The 16,556-nt window shown below is 56.0% G+C and carries 11 protein-coding genes and 2 pseudogenes; 3 read left to right on the forward strand and 10 right to left on the reverse strand.

Annotated features, from left to right (window positions below; all coding sequences use genetic code 11):
* Positions 1-72 precede the first annotated feature (72 nt).
* Both A0U87_RS16040 and A0U87_RS16045 read left to right on the forward strand, forming a co-directional pair.
* Positions 73-1,506, forward strand: coding sequence for a mannose-1-phosphate guanylyltransferase/mannose-6-phosphate isomerase (locus A0U87_RS16040; protein ID WP_170978413.1), 1,434 nt, complete (start codon positions 73-75; stop codon positions 1,504-1,506).
* Between the two features lie 31 nt (positions 1,507-1,537).
* Positions 1,538-2,359 carry a phosphotransferase gene (locus A0U87_RS16045; protein ID WP_137405709.1) on the forward strand — a complete coding sequence of 274 codons (822 nt, stop codon included), beginning with the start codon at positions 1,538-1,540 and terminating at the stop codon, positions 2,357-2,359.
* A gap of 362 nt (positions 2,360-2,721) precedes the next feature.
* Here the strand turns inward: A0U87_RS16045 and A0U87_RS16050 are convergent.
* From A0U87_RS16050 to A0U87_RS16060, 3 genes and pseudogenes are all read right to left on the reverse strand, one after another.
* Positions 2,722-3,189: pseudogene (locus A0U87_RS16050) on the reverse strand (transposase); the annotation flags it as partial.
* A 17-nt stretch (positions 3,190-3,206) separates the two neighbouring features.
* A protein-coding gene (locus A0U87_RS16055) for an IS630 family transposase (protein ID WP_137405710.1) occupies positions 3,207-4,270 on the reverse strand; the annotation gives its coding sequence in 2 pieces (ribosomal slippage) (positions 3,207-3,776 and positions 3,779-4,270; 1,062 coding nt in all).
* 94 nt (positions 4,271-4,364) lie between these two features.
* Positions 4,365-4,982 (reverse strand): annotated as a pseudogene (locus A0U87_RS16060) (transposase); the annotation flags it as partial.
* A gap of 180 nt (positions 4,983-5,162) precedes the next feature.
* Here A0U87_RS16060 and A0U87_RS16065 point away from each other — a divergent pair.
* Positions 5,163-5,300 carry a transposase family protein gene (locus A0U87_RS16065; RefSeq protein WP_137405711.1) on the forward strand — a complete coding sequence of 46 codons (138 nt, stop codon included), beginning with the start codon at positions 5,163-5,165 and terminating at the stop codon, positions 5,298-5,300.
* 117 nt (positions 5,301-5,417) lie between these two features.
* Here the strand turns inward: A0U87_RS16065 and A0U87_RS16070 are convergent, their stop codons facing one another.
* The 7 genes from A0U87_RS16070 to A0U87_RS16100 all read right to left on the reverse strand — a co-directional run bounded on the left by A0U87_RS16070 (position 5,418) and on the right by A0U87_RS16100 (position 16,555).
* Positions 5,418-6,911 carry a phosphomannomutase gene (locus A0U87_RS16070; protein ID WP_137405712.1) on the reverse strand — a complete coding sequence of 498 codons (1,494 nt, stop codon included), beginning with the start codon at positions 6,909-6,911 and terminating at the stop codon, positions 5,418-5,420.
* A gap of 395 nt (positions 6,912-7,306) precedes the next feature.
* Positions 7,307-8,455: a lipopolysaccharide biosynthesis protein gene (locus tag A0U87_RS16075; RefSeq protein WP_240700578.1), complete on the reverse strand. Its 1,149-nt coding sequence runs from the start codon at positions 8,453-8,455 to the stop codon at positions 7,307-7,309.
* 47 nt (positions 8,456-8,502) lie between these two features.
* Positions 8,503-9,300, reverse strand: a complete 798-nt coding sequence (locus A0U87_RS16080; RefSeq protein ID WP_137405714.1) for an ABC transporter permease — start codon at positions 9,298-9,300, stop codon at positions 8,503-8,505.
* Between the two features lie 18 nt (positions 9,301-9,318).
* Positions 9,319-13,008 (reverse strand): glycosyltransferase, encoded by a 3,690-nt coding sequence (locus tag A0U87_RS16085; protein WP_137405715.1) that lies wholly within the window; start codon positions 13,006-13,008, stop codon positions 9,319-9,321.
* A 56-nt stretch (positions 13,009-13,064) separates the two neighbouring features.
* Complete coding sequence (locus A0U87_RS16090; RefSeq protein WP_137405716.1) at positions 13,065-14,192, reverse strand: hypothetical protein; 1,128 nt, start codon at positions 14,190-14,192, stop codon at positions 13,065-13,067.
* A 25-nt stretch (positions 14,193-14,217) separates the two neighbouring features.
* Positions 14,218-15,069, reverse strand: coding sequence for an FkbM family methyltransferase (locus A0U87_RS16095; RefSeq protein ID WP_170978407.1), 852 nt, complete (start codon positions 15,067-15,069; stop codon positions 14,218-14,220).
* A gap of 100 nt (positions 15,070-15,169) precedes the next feature.
* Positions 15,170-16,555 carry a polysaccharide biosynthesis/export family protein gene (locus A0U87_RS16100; protein ID WP_137405718.1) on the reverse strand — a complete coding sequence of 462 codons (1,386 nt, stop codon included), beginning with the start codon at positions 16,553-16,555 and terminating at the stop codon, positions 15,170-15,172.
* Position 16,556 lies beyond the last annotated feature (1 nt).

The following is a 16,556-nucleotide window of genomic DNA, read 5'->3' on the forward strand; positions in this document are numbered from 1 at the left end:
CAGCGGTCACCATGAGATGGTGCCAGAGGGATGTTCATGGATAATTCACCACCACCAGCTACAGGTTCCAACATGCGGATAACTCCTGTCATATTGGCGGGCGGGGCGGGTACGCGGCTATGGCCTTTGTCGCGCAAATCCTATCCCAAGCAGTTCGTGCCGCTGGTAGGGGATAGGACACTGTTTCAGGCCGTCGCCCATCGCCTGTCGGGCGCAACCGACCATTTCACCTTTACGCGGCCAATGGTGCTTACCAATACGCTGTTCCGTTTCATAATCGCCGAACAGCTTACGCAGGAAGGCATGGACCCCGACGCCATCCTGATCGAGCCGGAAGGGCGCAACACGGCGCCTGCCATATTGGCCGCTGCGCTGCAACTCGCAGGGCGGCAGCCCGACGCCGTCATGCTGGTCGCGCCGTCCGACCATGTGGTACCCGATAACGCAGCATTCCACGAAGCGGTGGGCAAAGGGCTGGCCGCCGTTGACAGGGGTGATCTGGTGACGTTCGGCATACAACCGACGCGACCGGAAACCGGCTATGGCTATCTGGAAATAGCAAGTCGACCGGACGGGTCGGGGACACCGATCAGCCTGACCAGTTTTGTCGAAAAGCCCAACATCGTCCGCGCGCAAGAAATGCTTGCAACCGGCAACTATCTTTGGAACGCCGGGATTTTCCTGTTTGCAGTTAAGGATATCATCGCCGCGTTCGAACGGCACTCGCCTGCCATGCTGGACAGCGTACGCTTGGCCGTAGAACAGGCGGAATCAGATCTCGGGTTCCTGCGCCTGGCGGCCGCCCCGTGGAGCAGGGCGGACAATATCGCCATCGACGTTGCCATCATGGAGCGGGCAGACAATCTGTCTGTCGTCCCCTTTGATGCAGGATGGTCGGACTTGGGCGACTGGGACGCAGTTTGGAGCCACATGGAGCCCGACACGCAGGGGGTTTCGTTGTCCGGCGCGGCAACCGCGATCGATTGCCGCAATACGTTGCTGCGGTCCGAAAGCGACGGACTGGAGATTGTCGGCCTTGGCCTCGACAATATTGTCGCGGTGGCAATGAACGATGCAGTGCTGATCGTCGACAAATCGCGCGCGCAGGACGTGAAGAAGGTGGTCGAGGCTCTACAAGTCAAGGGCGCCGTTCAAGCAGAGACTTTCCCCAAGGATCACCGGCCATGGGGCTGGCACGAAAGCCTGCTGATTGGCGGGAGATTCCAAGTCAAACGTATTACCGTGCTGCCCGGCGCGTCGCTCAGCCTGCAAAGCCATTTCCACCGGTCCGAACATTGGATCATCGTGGAAGGGACGGCGCGTGTCACGCTTGACGGCGACGTGTCAGTACTCACGGAGAATCAGTCCATCTACATCCCGGTCGGCGCGCAGCACCGGATCGAAAATCCGGGCCGCATCCCCATGGTGTTCATCGAGGTACAGACCGGCCCCTATGTCGGGGAGGATGACATCATCCGTTACGACGATCGCTATGCGCGGACATGACCATAGCTACAAGGTTTGATAGCAGCCTCGAATGAACGATCGGACGCCTCCCTATCCCTTCCTTGCCAAAGGCGCGAGCGCAGAACTGTTCGATATAGGTGGAGGGCAGGCGCTCAAACTGTTCCACGATAGCGTTTCAGACGAGATGATCGCGCGCGAGGCTACCGCGTCCGTCCATGCCGGGGCTTGCGGCGTGCCTACGGCTGCGGCGATTATGCAACAAAGTCGGAACGGTCGGCGGGGTATCATCTACCCGCGGCTTGAAGGTGCGACTCTGATGGACTGGATCCGCCGCAATCCGATGCGGGCAGGATGGGCGCTGGACCAGATGGGAGAAATCCATGCCGACATGCACCGGGCACATGGAGGGACTTTGCGGTCGTTGAAACAGGTCCTGGCTACCGATATCGCCTACGGCCCCGCGCCCAAAGGGCTGCAAAGCGCCGCCATTAAGTATCTTGAGACCCTGTCAGAAGGGGACGCGCTGACCCATGGCGATTTTCATCTGGGCAATGTCATGATGACGCCGCTGGGAATGAGGGTGATCGACTGGTCGAAAGCGGCGGCGGGTCATCCGGCGGCTGATGCGGTGCGATCCGAAATGCTGATGCGCTTTGGCATCGGGCCGTGCGACTGGGTGACGAACCTCTGGCGCGACTGGGCGGCGCGACGGCTGCGCAGCAGCCATGTGGCGGCGTCGGGCGTCAACGCCCACGACATTGATGCATGGCGGCCTGTCGTGGCGCTCGCATGGCTACGCGCGCGGGATGCAACAGAGCGAACGCCGACGTTCAGACGCTATCTGGATCGAGCGTTGCGCATAAACGGGATAGGCAGCTTACACTATGAATGACAGTCATTCCGACCCGGATAGGTCGCGGGTGAAGTCCTTCTCCGACATATCCGCCACGTTGTCCGTCATGGGGTTGGCGATAATGATATCGCATTCCTGTTCAAACGTGGCTAGCACTAGTTTGGCAGAAGTGCGATTTTTGGGATTCCCCCGGCACAATTCCCCTGTCCCGGAAACTGCCTCCAGCGGGAATGAGAGGAATCTCATATGACTGCTCGCTGGTCCACCTGGACACCTCGAAGAACCGTCTGATTTCGGCATGATGGCGGCTGGAAGGCTCAAGAGGGAAGTATGAGCGTCGGTTTCGGGGTCTGATCTGCTGATTTTCGTCGGTGCGGCGCCTTCACAGGCCGTCTTTGGCGTCACGCGGGCGCAATTCGCCCCTCGAGCCAGGCCAGGCGCTCGAAGTTATAGGCAAGGTTGGTCATGCCGATCTTGATACGGGCACGAGCAATGCCGATGGTGCGCACCACCAGACCCATGCGGTGCTTTTGCCCGGCAAAGACGTGCTCGACGGCGGAGCGGACAGCGGACCGCTTGGCATTGGCGCGTGCAATACGCTCAGGCATCGCTCGGCGGTGCGGCTTGCGCTGGTGGATGTGGCTGATGAACATGCCTTTGGCGAGGAAGGCCTCGTTCTTCTTCGAGCGGTAGGCCGTATCGGCCCATACGCCCGAAGCCGTGTTGCCCCGGCTGATCAGCGTCGGCAATCGCGCGCCGTCGTGGGCATTGGCAGCGCTGGCATCCCAGGTGCGGATCAGGCCATGCGCCCGGTCGATGCCGATATGGTTCTTGTAGCCGAACATCGGGATGGCCAGATCGACCGGCTTATACCAAGATGCATTGATCACGACCCACGCGCCCATTTACGGCGTCCGATAGTCATGATGCGCCACGGCTGATTGACCAGCCTGTTCCAGGCTTCGCAGCAAAGGTCGATGATGTTGTCGTGGGATGTGAAGATCCGGTTGGACAGCCAGTTATCCCGCATGAACTGCCAGATATTTTCGACCGGGTTGAGTTCGGGGCATTTCGGGGGCAGCGGAATGATGCTGATATTCTCTGGCACTTTCAGCTTTCCGGTCATGTGCCACCCGGCTTGATCCATCAACACAACGCCGTGGGCACCTGGCTCGATAGCGAGCGATATCTCCGCCAGGTGCAGCGACATGGTCTGGGTGTTGCAGAACGGGAGGATCAGGCCCGCTCCCTTGCCGAGTTCGGGGCAGATGGCACCGAAGATGTAGGCCGATTTCGTCCTCTGGTCCTTGGGTGCCGACGGCCGGGTACCACGTCTGGCCCAGCGCCGGGTGATCTTGTTTTTCTGGCCGATCCGGGCCTCGTCCTGGAACCAGACCTCTATCGGCGTGCCACGCGGGAGGGCGGCTTTGATCTTTGCCAGCTCGGCTGCAAAGCCCCCTTTTTGAAGTCCTCCATCGCATATTCGTTCTGGGCATGATGACGCGGGCGTGCCGTCAGTTTGACATAGCCCAGCTTCTTCAGCTCCCGCCCCACAGTCGTTTCCGTCAGGGACACGCCAAACTCGTCATGGAGCCACCGCACCAGATCGATCAGCCGCCAGCGAACAACTCCATGGATCGCCGGGATCGGGCCGCTTTCAACGATCTCCGCAAGGGCCCGACGCTGGGCATCGTTCAACAACGGGGGCTTGCCCGGCGCCTTCCCGTCGAGGAGTCCGTCCGGCCCCCGAGCATTGAAGCGCACCACCCAGTCGCGCACGATCTGCAACGTCACGCCGCCAATCCGCGCGGCATCGCTGCGGCTCCCACCATCATAAATTTCCGCCAAGGCCAGCAGCCGCCGTCCTTGGTTCGCGCTCCTTGTCGCACGCGCCAGTCGCCTCAAGCCCACCGCGTCAAAGTCGTCCCGCAATCCGATCGCTGCACCCATGGCCATGCCCTCCCAACGGGAAGCCATAGATTCAGAAATTCAGCGCCTTGGGAATCCCCCTCGTGAGTCAGCATCACTGGAGGTCGGTATTAAAGGCCTTGGGGTCCGCGCCTTCCTTCACCTTGGCCTTGGTGTACTTCACGCTCCAGCGGGCATCGCGATCCTTTTGCCGGATCTTCGCAGGGTTATCCTGCCAGCGCTCGGGTATCCGGCCCTCCTTGATGGCCGCCTTCTCCTCCTCGGTGTTCCGCTGCTTCGGGGCGGGTACAACGGTGGCATCGATGATCTGCCCGCCCATGGCGAGGTAGCCCCGGTCCGTGAGGGCGGCATCGAAGCGGGCAAAGAGCCTGTCGATGGCCCTGGCCTTCACCAGACGCTCCCGGAACAGCCACACTGTCGTCCCATCGGGCACCGTGCCATCCAGGCCTAGCCCCAGAAAGCGCTGGAACGAGAGGCGGTCCTTGATCTGAAACTCGGTCGCTTCGTCAGAAAGCGAGTAGAGCGCCTGCAGCACGAGGATCTTGAACATGAGGACCGGGTCGAACGGCGGGCGGCCACCCCTGCCGCGAGGATTACGGCGCAGCGCGGCTACCAGCGGTCCTCGGAAAACCTCGAAGTCCACGACGGCCGCCAGACGCTCCAGCGGATCGCCCGCAGCGCTCAATGCCTCATATCGGTCCGAAAGATCGAAGAAACCCGGCTGCCCTGCCATCATCGCCTCCGCTATCGCGCAAAGGCAGTGAATCACTTCAGGCCCTCAGGCGCCACGGGTTTTTCGAGGTGTCCACCTTCGATCTCGCTATCCATCGCCGCTTCCTATCCGAGCGGCAATCAGCCCTTCATCCAGCAACCGCGCAAGGCGGCCTCGGCGCCACGGTTACTGGCGATCCACGTGGATCATGGGATCAAGGGTGAACAGGTCGTCGATGTCATGGATCGCCTGCTGTTCGAGCGCGGCTGCGCACCTGCCAAGATCAGGGTGGACAACGGCCCGGAATTTATCTCTCGGGCGCTCGACCATTGGGCCTAAATCAGCCGTGTCACGCTGGACTTCAGCAGGCCGGGAAAGCCCCCCGACGACGCTGTCAGCGGCAATATGCTGTCCTTCGGATGCTCGCCATCCCACGCCACAGTCTCTCCGCTTCATTCAGCTCGTGACGCTGAAATTCACCACCAGCGCCAGGGCCTGCGCGTTGAGTGATGCAGCTCGCTCGGCCGTGTCGCTTTCGGTGTAACAGCGAAGTTCGGGCGCATTACCGCTCGGCCGCAAGTGAATGATGTTGCCGCTTGCGAAAAGGATGCGTAGCCCGTCGGTTCGGTCGATAGAATCTGCCTGCCCGGCAATATCTCCAAACATGCTCGTAAGTCGCGCGAGTATCTCCTCGTCACTACCCTGTTCCAGATGCGAGATCAGCGCCTGGCTTTGTGAAAGCGGATAAGCCTGCAACCGTTCGCTAAACGTATAACGTTCGGGCAATTGCGTCTGAAGCGCCGATAGTGTCACGCCGCGCCGTTTCGCATCAACCAATATCGACAGAATCGGGAGCATCGCATCCCGCGTGGGTAATGCGCCCAATGTTCGCCCCTCGATCTCGACCGGCGTTGCCAGCAGAAATCCACCGTTGGCTTCATAGCCACAAACACTGACTTGCCCTTCCTCAACCAGCGCGTTCATCGCCTCGATCACATAAGGTGACCCAATCCGAGTACGGCGCACGGCAGTAAATAGCCCCGATAGTTCGGCTGCGCTGTTGCAACTGACCGGGGTTGCGATCGCCGCAACGCCCAACGCACGGGCGCTCAATATCCCCATCACGTCGCCGCGCATCCATATGCCGCTTTCGTCGGCCAACAAGGGGCGATCGGAATCGCCGTCGGTCGAAAGGATGCCGTCCAGCCCCATCTGCGTGGCCCATTCCCGCGCCAATATTTGATCTTCGGGTCGGACCGCTTCTGTATCGACGGGAATGAAGCGGTCCGATCGCCCTAGCGAAACGGCTTTAGCGCCCAGCGCGCTCACCAGCGCGACCAATATGTCACGCCCGACAGCCGAATGCTCGTAAACGCCCAGTGTCAGGCCCGCCAGCCCCTGCGCACCGAAGGCATCGACATAGCGCGCAATATAGGCCGTCGCGACATCGATCAGCACCTCTGACTGTTGTACTTCCTTCAACATGCCCACTTCGTCGAACAGGTCGGGTAGGGTGACATTCTGGGCGCGAATTGCTAGTTCATCCGCTTTGAGCACCTCACCGTCGATGCGGTTAAACTTGATGCCATTTCGATCGTCGGGAATATGACTGCCGGTCACCATCAGCGATGGGGTGGCATGGGTAAAGCCATAGGCTGCCACCGCAGGGGATGGCACGAAGCCGCACAGATCGACCTGCCCTCCCATATGGCGCACCGCTGCCGCACAGGCAGCCATGATGCGCGGGCTGGAGGGCCGCAGATCGCCGGCGATCGCGACATGCGTACCTGGCGAAAACTGCCCAATCGCAGCCAGATGCTGCAAGAAAGCAGCAGTATAGGCAAAGCAAACCCGATCCGTCATAGCGCCCACTAGTCCGCGCGCACCACTAGTGCCGAACGCGACGCCGGAGCGCGCCATCAGGTCGCCAATAGAAACGGATTGCATCATAAATATCTCAACTGACTGATAACGTGAATGATTCAACCTTCTAATATTTGCTGCATGATTGATCGGGCTCCCGAGCCTCTTCCATCGTCCGACAATAGAGCCACGTCCTCCCGAAGTCCCGGCACGCCACTTCCGGTTCATCGAAATCGACCATTCGAAAGTTTGCGAACCAGGCCGATTTCCCGACTTATCCAAGAGGGTGATTGGTGGATCGCAACTTCACTCCGATCAGCCGCTTCGCCAAAGGTTTCGAATGACCTCTACGCCCCTCCCCGCTTTCCTCTAGGCCGCTACAGCGCTCGTCCTGGCCTGACCGTCCGCATTTGAGCTCCCAAATGGACTTCAAGTGCGGACGATCAAATCGAAACGACCTACTTTTGGCGCACGACCGTCGATCACATCTTATGTTCGCGAACGCCCGCAAGCATCAGCCAGCCGACGGCATAAGCGATTAGAAGTGAAAAGAACACGGTAATGACAATGCGCCCCCGCTCGGGATAGAGTGATTTCACGGGCATGTTAGGGTCGACCACCCGTACAAGATAAATTTGCTGACGTAATGCTTGCGCCTTTGCCTCATCAAGGACAGCGGCCGCAGCAGCATAGCGCTTGGCAGCGAAGTCCTGACGCACAATCAAATCTTCATACGTCCCCAAACCTACTGCGATGTTATTACCTGCCCCCGCAAGCCGCGCATTTTGAAGATCAACCTGCCGCTGAAGCGCCGAAACCTGTGCAGCTACTGCTCGATATTGTGGACTAGAAGGAGAAATAAACCCCTGCAGAGAGTTCAATCGCGCACGTGCGCTGGCCAGGCTCGCAGTCAATTGCGATACTAGTTCAATCTGAGCCTTTCCACTCCCTGTTGGATTGATATCTCCGCCCTTCTGACGAAACAATGTGATTTTTCTTTGAATATTGGCCAACTCTTTTTCAGCATTAGCCAAATTATTCTGTGCTGACGAAAGTTGTCCCCGTGTAGTTCTTTCATTTATCTGATTAACGCGATCCTCGCCCATCTTAAGAAGCTTGTCGGCAATATGATAGCTATCTTGAGGCGTAAACGCCCGAACCTTGATCTGACTGATACCAGATTCAAGATTTTGCTCCACGCCAACCTGATCACGATAGTATTTGAGCAACTTCTCAGGAGATGGATCGTCACTTTTCAGTGCACTGATGAAGTCGATTGATGTCCGGCGGAAGCGCCCCACCAGATTATCGTCCCGCCGCAGACTCTTTACCGCATCGTGACTAAGCAGATAGTCCGAGACAATGTAGGGATCTGCCGAGGCTCCTGTAGGCGCGCCAAATCCGAGCAGCGCGGCAGCGCCACCGCTACTTTTCTGTGGAGCATCGGCTCGGCGCACAACATAATCAGCGGTCGACTCATACTGATCGGAGGCAACAAAATAATAATATGTCGCCGTCAAAAGCGATGGCAAAACGACAAGTCCAATGAAATATCGCTTTCGCTTTATTCCACGGATGATGATACTTCTCAGAGACGGCTTTTCAATTTCGTCACGACCGGACGGCTTCATGATCCCTGACATAAACATTTTATAGAGCTCCGGATTTCCCAGCCTTTTTAGTTAGCCTGTATTTTTTCGCGCAATTTTCTAATTACCATAAGCCCTATCAACGTCAGGACAGCGCATACGGCTATAGCATATTCAGGATACAGATATCTGCTATCTGCAGCGCGGAATTGACCATAGCGTGCGATCTCGAACATCGTAACCATGGGGTTCCAAGCCATAATATCTCGAAACGCCACGGGTAAGAAAGACATGGTCCAAAACGCGCCGCTCAGTGGCACCATGAAGTATGAAATAGGATGAACAAAACGTCCCAGAGTATGACTACCAAATGTGACGCCCGCAATGATAAGCGACAAAGCGAAAGACCACCACGTAACTAAAGATGCCCCTAGGAATAGATAAAGAGGCCTGGCGGGAGGTTCCGCGATGCCCAACATGATGCCGATTGTCAGCAAAATTGCCATTGACCCCATGCAACCCACGGTTTCGATAACCGCTTTTACCACCATGATGTCCAACGGCGTCACCATGCGATGGTGCAGCAAGGACGCGCTTCCTTCGACCGCTCCCTCTGCCCGGTTGAAGATGCCGCGGAAGATAATGAAGATGCAGTAGCCGATCACCGTAAAAGCGAAGGGATGCATGCCCACCGGATGATGCGATTGCGTCAGCGTATGTATGGAGCTGATGACCGTGGCGAGCATCATCGGCTCACCGATCAGCCACAAATAGCCAATATTGTCTCGGCCAAACCGGGAGTGAAGTTCGCGCAAAATTAACGCGTGCAGCACCGCTGCCTGCGTACTCCAGGACGATGGGGTGAGGCTCCTGTCATGATTGGACACGACTATTGATTTCCTAACTCAGATTTTTTCCAGTTGAGGACCAGCGGGCAAACCTAGCTCGGTTAACATCAACCGGGTGGCATCGGCAAATCTTGCAATCCGGACGTCTGGAACAATCGCTTCGCGCTCATAGGTTTCAAGCCAAGCGGGGTTTCTGGAAACCGTCGTGTCTTTGCGATGGTCTGCCAGCCCCTTATTGAGTTTGGCTGCCCATTCACTGCGAGAGCGAGTATAATAGTGATTTATGCAGATTGAGCGATGCTTGCGGACTGGCAGGATCGCATAATCGACCGATTGATCAATATCCTCGCCATGCTCGTCTACGATACGGCCAGACACGATCATACTATGCGGGCTTCTTGCTTTCACATAATCGGCTGTTCGTACGATCGTCTTGACATGCCCATGCATCGCATGATCGTCAGGCAATCGAGTCGTGTAATTCTCGATCAGCAAGCCGTCAGGCGGAGTATTGTGGCCATCGGGGCCAAAATTCATCCACTGAACAGCGATTGCCGAGGCTTCCTTGAAGCCTTGGAGCCAATCGATGATTGAATCATACTCGAGTGGATTGATGAACTCGTCGAGATCGATAAATGCAGTCCATGTCCAGTTGTGCCGATGACGATCGACAAAATCATCGTAAGCTTCGAGTTGAGCGGGTCGGATAGGCCAGTCAATCAAATCAACCAAGCCGATTTCTATCAATGGCTCAAGCAGCGCGTCCACATTATCCGTGCTGTTATTGTTATAAAGATAAAATTTCTCGACGCCTAGTGCGCGATGATAGGCGATCCATTCAAGAATGTTGATTGCCTCGTTTTTCAAAATTGCGCAAATAGCCAGGAAACCCTGATCGTTGCGTTTCTTCGCGGAGAAGAAGCGTGGCGCGCGGGCTATAGCGCCGCTGGCAATGGACGGCTTGTCGTCGGTTAGCTGCCAGGGCCAGGCTTGCCTTGGGGGATAAGCCAAAGAGAAATCAGGCCGTTTGAGCGACAGGTTGGGAGAATAATAGGGATCCTCCAGCAGTTGTTCTCCCCAACGAGCCCGCATCCAAGCGGCCTCTCGTTCAAGGCGTTCGGCCTTCTCAGGCGTCGTGTCGCTACCCCGGCTCTTGGATTCCTTATGTTCTACAAGAATGGAAGGATCGCATAGGATCCGACGGCCAATCGCCCGTATTTTCAAACACAGGTCGATATCATTATAGGCCACGGCAAGATCCGTTTCGAACCCGCCCACAGCGTCGAAATCCGCCCTACGGACGAACATGCATGCAGCTGTGACGGCCGTGAACTCACCCATCATGCGGTGCTTGCTGAAATAGCCATACCCATTTCCATCCTCGAACAGATGGACGCCGCCTGCAACGTGGTGGTCGCTCATGCCCGTCACGATACCGAAATGCTGGATGGTGTTGTCGGGGTATAGGAGCCGGCCGCCTACCATGCCGACTTCTTCCATTGCCAACAGACCGCGAGCGCGAATCAACCAAGATTTGGACAATATCCGCGTATCGTTGTTCAGGAAGCAGACGATATCGCCAGTGCTGTTTTCGACTGCCAAATTGTTGATCGCAGAGAAATTAAAAGCGCCGGGCGCCTTGAGGACCCTGACCTTCAATGTCGGATGGATTTTTGCCACCCGGCCGAGATAGGCCAATGCCTCGGGATCATCGCTGTCATTATCGACGATCACGACTTCCGTGTTCACGGTATCGCATTTGCCGATCGACCTCAGGCAGTCGTCAAGGACATCTATTCCGTTGCGGGTGGGAATGATTATGCTGATAGAGGTGTCAAGCTCATGGGTAACGTCGATGGCATGATTGCCCGGGGCGTGACCTTCTACAGATGCAAGCGGCAGGTTCTGGCGCTGCATCTGCCTGTTAATGGCGTTGCGAGCGGCATAGGCCGCATAATCTTTCGCTTCAGCCGCCATGGATGTGGAGCCGGGTACCTGACGCCAATGATATAATACATGAGGAATATGGATGATCTGATGTGGATCCACCCGATCGATACAGCGCAGGGTAAGGTCGTAATCCTGACTTCCTTCCAGCCCTTTGTAGAATCCGCCAACTTCCTCAAACAAGGCTCGCTGATACACGCCCAAATGACTGACCATATTATGGCCATACATCAAATATTGATTGAAGCAGCTCTTAAAATATGGGTTGAAATATATGCCAGAAGGACTGATCTTATCTTCATCACTGAACAGTATCCGGGCATCTGGAAAACGGTTGAGGTAAGCAGCAACCACAAATAGCGCGTAACGCGGGATCAGGTCGTCATGATCCACCAGAACGATGAAATCTCCAGTTGCCAATTTCGCAGCACTATTTGATGCGAGGGAAATATGGCCATTCGTCTTACGTCGAACGAATTTTACCTGCGGACAGCGCGCAGCATAATCTTCAAGGATCTGCAACACTTCTGCATTTGGACTGCAATCATCGGCTAGGCATATTTCAAAATCAGGATAATTTTGCTCCAACATTGCATCGAGCACTTCGCAGAGCAACTGTGGAGGAGTGTTATAAACCGGCATGACGAAAGAAAAGCGCGGCCGCCACGGCATTTCTTCGATCATACGGTCCATTGTCGCATAATCGTTCTCGCTGGGATTGGCATAGATATGACGCCAATGCGAATAAGCATGATGGCGGCCAGACCATGGCGTCAGGAACGGCTGCATAACCGCATAATCCGCCTCGAACAGACGGTCTTTCGTAAAAAACGGAGCCAGCCCTTCACACACTTCATCAGCCGAGACCAATGTATCTGCGACATCCGGATCGGCAAATTGCGTAGCCTCAAGGCAACGCACCGCGGCATGCAGCGCATTCAAGCTGGAAATGGCCTCGACATGGATATGACGCAGCCTGATCTCCGCACCAGCGCCTTCAATCGGATCCCACCGCAGCCCTCGCACCAGGGCAGGGGCTGCCAGAAGCAGCGTCACTTCGCATATGCTCCCTTCCGAATAGGGAACCATGATCATCTGTCCGGCCTGGAAGCCTGCGCCCAGGTCGTAGAACAGAGTACCAAAGTCGGAGGGAAAATACTCACCTTTTTCAAAAGCGATTTTCAGCACCGCTACCTTGCTGGAGGCGATGGCATCGGTAAACGAGAAATGGATCTGGGGGTCCATCCCGCTAAACTGGAACAGTCCCGGTTCTTCTCCCAGAGATAAGCCGGGGGCCATGCTGAATTTGGCGCCCTTAATCAGCTCCGCAAGCGCTTCTTCCGTCTCGGACCGTCGTTCGTCGCTGGATTGGATGATGGGAAGTGATGGCGTGGCCGGGATCCAGCCGCCGTTCAATTCTTTAAGCGCGGCTTGATTGCCGTCAATATTCGCAGCCTGAGTGAAGAATAGATGAGCCTCTTCAAATAGATTCTGGCGTTTGCGCAGATGCCCCAAATTCAACAATAAGTCGCTATCCGCCGGATTGATCAATCGCGCCCGCTCGTATGCGCTTTCGGCAGCGTCAAGATCGCCTGCTTCTTTGCAGACATGGCCAAGTTGAACCCAGATAGAGAAATCATCTGAACGCAGGTTGAGATATTCGGAATAATGCTGCTGGGCTTTGTGCCATTGACGTTCGTCACGCGCCTGATTGCCCGCCATGCGGACGGCGCGCGCAGCGGAACGCTGCTGAGGCGTCAACTTGGCCAGAGATGCAAACTTCTTGAACCGATCCATCATTTTGATTGCGCCTTACCGTATATCACCATTGCCGTCGTTCTGGCGACGTGCAGAATCTATCTTTGAATCACCATTGCAAACGCTGTCTCAGGAGAAGACGGCGCATCCGGACCGATGCCGGATGAAAAATTGAGTTGAGCCACATTGTGGCTGTGCCCCAGAAGATGGAAAGCTGCGCGTTCAATGTCACCTTTCGTTAACTTCGTTTCTGCCGTACCTGAAGCCGGGTCATAGTCGAAGACGATAATGGCAAAACCTCCTGACAATATATTCTGCAGCAACTGGTCGATAAAGGCGTTCACAGCCGCGCGATCCTGCAGCCAAGCAGTCGGACACGTGCATATGGCGAAATCGAAATATCCGATATCATGCCGGGAAATCCTGTCTTCCGTGCGTTCGGACATCCCGATCCGTTCGACAAAGCATCCGGCGTCGAAAAGTACGGAGGCAAGTTCATGCGATACAGGTTCGAGGATCAGGCAGCGAGCTTCCTTTTGCAGCAACCCATACCGTTCGAGAACGCGAAGCGCGAAAATCTGGCGCCAGCGATCGAGCCGACTACCGGCACCTGAAATGGTGCTGCTCCATGGTTCCCAGCGGTCAAGTTCGTCCAGCTGCTTCTTTGTGCAGACTTGCGACATCGGCGTCTTTAGAGTTGGAGGCTGAGCGGAAATGAGAGATGCCGTCTCTTCCAGAGCATGGGCAACAAGAATAGTCTGCGGGGCGTCTGCTTCGCGATAATTGCCGGCATCGTCATCGCCAAACTCTTCCGCGATGAGATCAATGCCCAACGCAGTAATGTCGGAAGCCTCCGTGAAAAATCCATAAGCAGCATAATGAACGCCGGGAATCGCCGCAAATTTCACGGCAATGTGATGGTCTCCCGACAAGCCGGAGAGATTTTCCCGATGCGCACCAACCATTTTGATGCCCAAGGCTTCATTCCCGGGCCGGTATGCATGGATGCGGATCGATAGTTCGCCGAAACCCGCTTGCGCCCCGAGCAGGGTGACATGCATGATGACACGGCCTGGAGCATATTCGAAATAATGCGTATGGAAGCAGTAGTTGGGATCGGGGCTGCGATGCGCGCCCCCCAGACCTGCGATCGCGCTGGCGTGGTTAGGGAAATAGACAAACGGTTCGATGATTCGTTTGACCGAGGTGGAAGTTTCTTCGCTCATCGCAACAGAACAACTCTAGAGGGTATCACCGTTGAAACACCAACATGACGTCGCGATCCGGATTGCCGGAAGTGATCGCTTCGGCAGTGGTTGGGACCAGGCCATGTCTTTGATCAATCAGAGATAAAGAAAAACCCCAGTCCATGATCCGGTTAAGGTAGGCCCGAGGATCGGCATAGCGGCCCGGTTGAAATTCCAGGATAAGGATTTTCAGCTTGTCCATAGCCCGCAACCCGGAAGCGCCCTCCCAGATCTTTTCCTCGGCCCCTTCCGCATCGATTTTCAGAAACTCGATATCAGCCCATTGCGATCGGCTATCCAGCCGTTCTGCATCAATGACGACAGCACCAGATGGAACCTCGTTATTCTCGAACGGAAGAATATACGCGTTTTTTGGCTCGTCGCTCGGCATGACATAGCAAACGGCTTCATTGCGATTGGATAATGCGACAGGATAGACCTCGATCCTGTCGCTCATGCCGTTTAAAGAGGCGCTTCGGACGATCCGTTCCGCCATTGCCGGATTCGGTTCGAAGGCGAGCACTCGGCCTGATGGCCCGGTCAAACCTGCCATCAGCATAGTGAAATAGCCGACATTTGCGCCAACATCGGCAGCCACCATTCCGGGGCGCAATAGCTGAACTACGACCTCGGTCGTGTCCATTTCCCAAAAGCCATCCAGCATCAAATGAGGCGACAGGCCGAAATCACTGGGATCGACATACATTTTATAACAGCCCAACACCCGGGTCAGCGCTTGCGTCGCGCTTACCGCGACACATTGGCTGAGACTGCGGATCGCATTTTCGTTCCGCAAGCGATTTTGGCGCTGCAAATCGGATATGTCGAACAGGGGCGCGCCAATCTTGCCAACCAAGATCGAAGACCGCCGTGATGAGCGTCCAAACGGGAGCCATCCCATTAAAGAATCTCAGCCATCATGTCGGCCATCTCCAGCAGCCTGCCTAAACAATAGATCATTGCGTTAAGGCGCGTGCGGTAACAAATGGACCAAACAACTGGTTGATGATGCCGATCAGCTTCGTTGGCGGACCAGATACGGAGTTGGCAAAATAGATCAGATCTTTATCTTGCATCGCGACCTGTTGAGCCAGGAAATAGGTAGCCGGTTTCATCAGGTTCAGCCGGTAAATTGTCGGACGCGCCGGCTTGTCTGGACCTTCGCTCACCATCCGAAACAGAAACACACCGCGCGAATTGGCCCGCGCATCCGATGGGCCACCGACACGGGCGATAGCCTCTGCGAGAGAAAGAGTTTCAGAAGTGAACGGCACCTGCGAGATGCGATCCGAGGCGCCGAATACGGTATAAGTACGCGGTCGCTGGAGAAATTCCATTTGATCCCCGGGCAGCAGACGGACGTCGTTGGGCGATCCGATCTGTACGTCGCTCAACCGCATTTCTCGGGTGACTCCGCTGCGCGTCAACTTCACGATCACATCGCTCGGATCTCCTTCCACGCCGCCGGCGATCGCCAGATACCCTCTCAATTGTTCATGGGCAACGGAGAGGCGGTAACGACCGGGACGTCTGACAACCCCGGACATGTAAACAGTTCCGTTCACGCTGTCGGTGATCGAAACGACCGCACGCGGACTTTGTGAAAGTCCGCGCAATTTCTGCTCTACAATTTGCTCAATAGCACGCGGCGTAAGGCCTGATGCTGATATGGTGCCGATATAAGGAAGTTGAATGTCGCCATTTTCATCGACCTGCACGCCGCTCATGCGCTGCGCATTGGCAACGGGGTTGCTGACCTGAAGATCTCCGCCGGCGGCCGATTGCGCCGAAAAAAGCGACACCCCAACTTCATATATCGAGATTGACAATGTGTCACCTGGACGGACTATCTCGGGAGAATCCGCTGCCCCCTCGCGCCTCAGATCCTCAAAGCCTGTCGATGCGGCCAAGGGCGTTGATGTAAGGCTTTGCATACTGGCATGTGAAAAGTCGATGAGCCTGATACCCAGACCACTGTCATTGCGCTCGACTGATTTAATGACCTCACCAGCTGTAGGCCCATTGGACGGCAATGTCGTACATCCGCCAAGCGTAGCACTGGCCATGACGATCAGTCGTACGGCCGAATTTTTCCGCATCATAAAGTCGCAAATTCCGTTCGCCATGAAAGCCGGCCGATACCAAATCCCTGCAAGGTTTACGGCAAAAGCCCCACTTTTTACGACGCTTCCTGTGCCAAAGTCGAGCAAGGCTAGCAAGGAATAATGTGTCGAGCACCCCAGCGGTCGCCCAGAATGATGCATGGAAAGCACAGCATATGGAAAGCACAGCATATGGAAAGCACAGCATATGGAAAGCACGGCATAAAGATAGTGCCCCATT

Origin of the sequence: Sphingobium sp. MP9-4, assembly GCF_005281675.1 — a bacterium.
In the GTDB taxonomy this organism is placed as follows: domain Bacteria; phylum Pseudomonadota; class Alphaproteobacteria; order Sphingomonadales; family Sphingomonadaceae; genus Sphingobium; species Sphingobium yanoikuyae.